This window comes from Mycobacterium sp. TH-M15, assembly GCF_057473705.1.
Genome location: NZ_JBYCLB010000467.1, coordinates 1 through 3,780 on the forward strand (window position 1 = coordinate 1; position 3,780 = coordinate 3,780).

The window sequence follows — 3,780 nt, forward strand, 5'->3', positions numbered from 1 at the left end:
GAGGGCGGCGGCAACCCGCGCGCCGCCTCGGTTCGGCTTCGGGCGGTGCAGCGAACGGAGCCGGTACGTGGGCGGTGAGGGGAGGCGACCGATGAACGCCAAACGCAAACCGCCGGCGCGCGGCCGCCGCGGCTCGGAGAACATCCGGGTGACGGCAGGCCGCCCGGGGGACGCCCCGTCGCGGACCACGCGTCGCCGCGGCGGGACGGCGCCCGCCCCCAGCCGGGAGCCGCGGAACCCGCGCTCGGGTCCGCAGACCAAGCCGATTCCCCGGGCCGGCGGCCGGCCGGTGTCGCCGAAGAACACCCGGCAGGCCAAGGCTCGGGCGAAGGCTCGGAAAGCCAAGGCGCCGAGGGTGGGCCGCGCGCCGTTGCGGGAGCGGTTGATCGCCCGACTGGCGACGATCGACCTGCGACCGCGTACCTTGGCCGCCAAGGTGCCGTTCGTGGTGCTGGTGATCGGTTCGCTCGGGATCGGGTTGGGTATCACCCTGTGGCTCTCCACCGATGCCGCCGAGCGCTCCTACCAGCTGAGTGGCATCCGCGAGCAGAACCGGGCGTTGCTGCAGCAGAAGGAGGCACTCGAGCGCGACGTCCGCAACGCGGAGTCGGCGCCGGCGCTGGCCGAGGCGGCCCGTGAGCTCGGGATGATCCCCAGCAAGGACACCGCTCACCTGGTGCAGGATCCGGCCGGCAATTGGGTGGTGGTCGGCAGCCCGAAACCAGCCGACGGAGTGCCGCCGCCACCGCTGAACACCAAACTCGCCGACGAGCCGCCGGCCCCGGGCTTGGTGGAGGTGCCGGTTCGGGTGCCGCCCGTGATGGGGCCACCGGTGGTGCCGGGCGGCCCGCCCGCGGCGCTGCCGCAGGGTGCCCCGCAGCCCGGGGCGGTGCCTCAAGCGCCGCCGCTGGTCGCACCGGGCGCGGTCGCCATGCCGCTCACCGAGCCCGCGCCCTGGCCTCTTCCCGGGCCATTGCCAATGGGATTGCCGCCGGCCGCTGACCCGCCGGCCGCTGACCCGCCGGCACCTCCGCCGGCAGTTGACCCGTTGACAGTCCCGGCAGCGGACTCGCTGGTGCCGCCGCCGGCCCAGATCGGCCCGCCACCGCTGATCGTTCCCGGCCGGGATCCGGCCGGATGACGCCGCGGTCGCGCCCGGCCCCCGGCCGGCGCAGATCGGCGAAGACGGCCGAGGCCGGCGGAGCGAAGCGGGTGGCCAAGCCAGGCAAGGTGAAACCCGGCGCCGGACCCGGGCCGGCCGGCAAGCGCGGCGGGCCGTCCACCGCGCACTCGGCGCGAGCGCGCCGCACCCGCGAGGCGGTGGAGGTGAGCCTGCGCAGCGCGTCGTTCGCGTTTCGGCACCGGGTCGGCAACGCGGTGATCTTCCTGGCGCTGTTCGTCGCCGCGGCACAGCTGTTTTACCTGCAGGTCCCCGGCGCGTCCGGGCTGCGCGCGGAGGCGGCCGGCCAGCTGAAGGTCACCGAGACGCAGAAAGCGCTGCGCGGCAGCATCATCGACCGCAACGGCGACAAGCTGGCGTTCACCATCGCAGCCCGGGCGCTGACCTTTCAGCCGGTGAAGATCCGCAAACAGCTTGACGACGCCAGGAAGGTGAATCTGAAGGCCCCCGACCCGGATCGGCGACTGCAGGAGATCGCCAAAGAGATCGCTGCCCGGCTGGACAACAAACCGGATGCTGCGACGTTGCTGAAGAAGCTGCGCAGCGACGAGCCTTTCGTCTACCTGGCCCGCGCCGTCGACCCGGACATCGCCGAGGCGGTCAACGCACGCTTTCCAGAAGTCGGCAGCGAACGACAGGATTTGCGCCAATACCCGGGTGGATCGCTGGCGGCCAACGTCGTCGGCGGCATCGACTGGGACGGACACGGACTGCTCGGCCTGGAGGATTCGATGGACGCCGTGCTGGCCGGAACCGACGGCTCGGTCACCTACGACCGCGGCTCGGACGGCGTGGTGATCCCGGGCAGCTACCGCAACCGGCACCGGGCGGTCGACGGAGCCACCGTCCAGCTCACCCTCGACGACGACATCCAGTTCTACGTGCAGCAACAGGTGCAGCTGGCCAAGAACTCCTCCGGCGCCCGGAACGTCTCGGCGGTGGTGCTGGACGCCAAGACCGGCGAGGTGCTGGCGATGGCCAACGACAACACCTTCGACCCGTCCCAGGACATCGGCCGCCAGGAGGACCGCGAGCTGGGCAATCCGTCGGTGACGTCGCCGTTCGAGCCCGGCTCGGTGAACAAGCTGGTCACCGCGGCATCGGTGATCGAGTACGGGCTGAGCAGCCCCGACGAGGTGCTCCAGGTGCCCGGGTCGATCGCCGTCGCAGATGTGACGGTGAGCGACGCCTGGGAACACGGGGTCGTGCCCTACACCACCACCGGGGTCTTCGCCAAGTCCTCCAACGTCGGCACCCTGATGCTCGCGCAACGGGTCGGCCCGGAGCGCTGGTTCGACATGCTGGCGAAGTTCGGACTGGGCCGGCGCACCGGCGTCGGGCTGCCCGGCGAGAGTGCCGGCCTGGTGCCGCCGGTGGACCAGTGGTCGGGCAGTACGTTCTCCAACCTGCCTATCGGCCAGGGACTTTCGATGACGCTGGTACAGATGGCCGAGATGTACCAGGCGATCGCCAACGACGGCGTGCGTATCCCGCCACGGATCGTCGCGGCGACCGTCACCGCCGACGGTGGCCGCACCGAAGAGCCGCGCCCGCAAGGGATCCGGGTGGTGTCAGCGCAGACCGCGCAGACCGTCCGCGCCATGCTGCGTGGCGTCGTCCAGCACGATCCGACCGGCGTGCAGCAGGGCACCGGCCCGCAGGCCGCGGTCGACGGGTACCAGATCGCCGGCAAGACCGGCACGGCCCAGCAGATCGACCCGCGCTGCGGTTGCTACTACGACGACGTCTACTGGATAACCTTCGCCGGGCTGGCGCCGGCGGACAACCCGCGCTACGTGATCGCGTTGATGATGGACAACCCGCACCGCGCCGCCGACGGGTTGCCCGGGTCCTCGGCCGCCCCGTTGTTCCACAACATCGCCAGCTGGTTGATGCAGCGCGAGAACGTGCCGCTGTCGCCGGACCCCGGGCCGCCGCTCACGCTGGAGGCGCTGTAGCGCTACGTCCACGGCATCGGGCCGGGCGCGTGATCGGTGTAAGGCGGGTGGGCAGGGTGACGTAACCCCGCCGTTTGGGTTGCGTCTGATCGGCAAAACGACTGGTGGAAGCCTTGTCGATGACATCGGGTGTTGTTCGCGGCGGGTTAAGGTGGCCCGTACCGGTGAGACTGCTGGCGATTCCAGTCCTGGCGGCTGGCTGCTGCGGCACCGGGGCCACGGCTATCTGTTGAGATTGCGTACATGGTCGTGACACTCGCGAATCAACAGCCCTGGGCGCAATCTCAACGGCTGTGGTGGCGGTCGACAGGCCATCATGGCCAAGCTGACCGACCGGATCACAATGTTCGCCGCACCGCTGCAAGCGACGCCGACCGTCGACCGACCCGCCCCCGACCGGCTGTGCCTTTCCGGGCGACCGGCCGGCCGGTGACCATGGCGTTGCAGCGCGTCGAGCTGAACAGTTTCCCCCTGCGCAGCCGTGGCTTTCACTGGGTGCAGGAGTACCCGGACTTGTACCCAGGCTTAGACCGTGACGGGGACCCGGTTGGTGGATCAGCCCGAGAAGTCACTCACCGAACCGCCCGTGACACGATCTGGTCCGGCCCCGCACCACCCGCCGACCCCGACGACGACCCACCA

2 protein-coding genes are annotated in these 3,780 nt (G+C 70.9%); both read left to right on the top strand.

Annotated elements, in window-relative coordinates; all coding sequences use genetic code 11:
• Positions 1-91: 91 nt before the first annotated feature.
• Positions 92-1,141 carry a cell division protein FtsL gene (ftsL, locus tag AC2VNT_RS11280; protein ID WP_486946936.1) on the top strand — a complete coding sequence of 350 codons (1,050 nt, stop codon included), beginning with the start codon at positions 92-94 and terminating at the stop codon, positions 1,139-1,141.
• On the top strand, positions 1,138-3,138 hold the full coding sequence (locus tag AC2VNT_RS11285) for a peptidoglycan D,D-transpeptidase FtsI family protein (protein ID WP_486946937.1): 2,001 nt from the start codon (positions 1,138-1,140) through the stop codon (positions 3,136-3,138). Before ftsL ends, AC2VNT_RS11285 begins: the two co-directional genes overlap by 4 nt.
• Positions 3,139-3,780 lie beyond the last annotated feature (642 nt).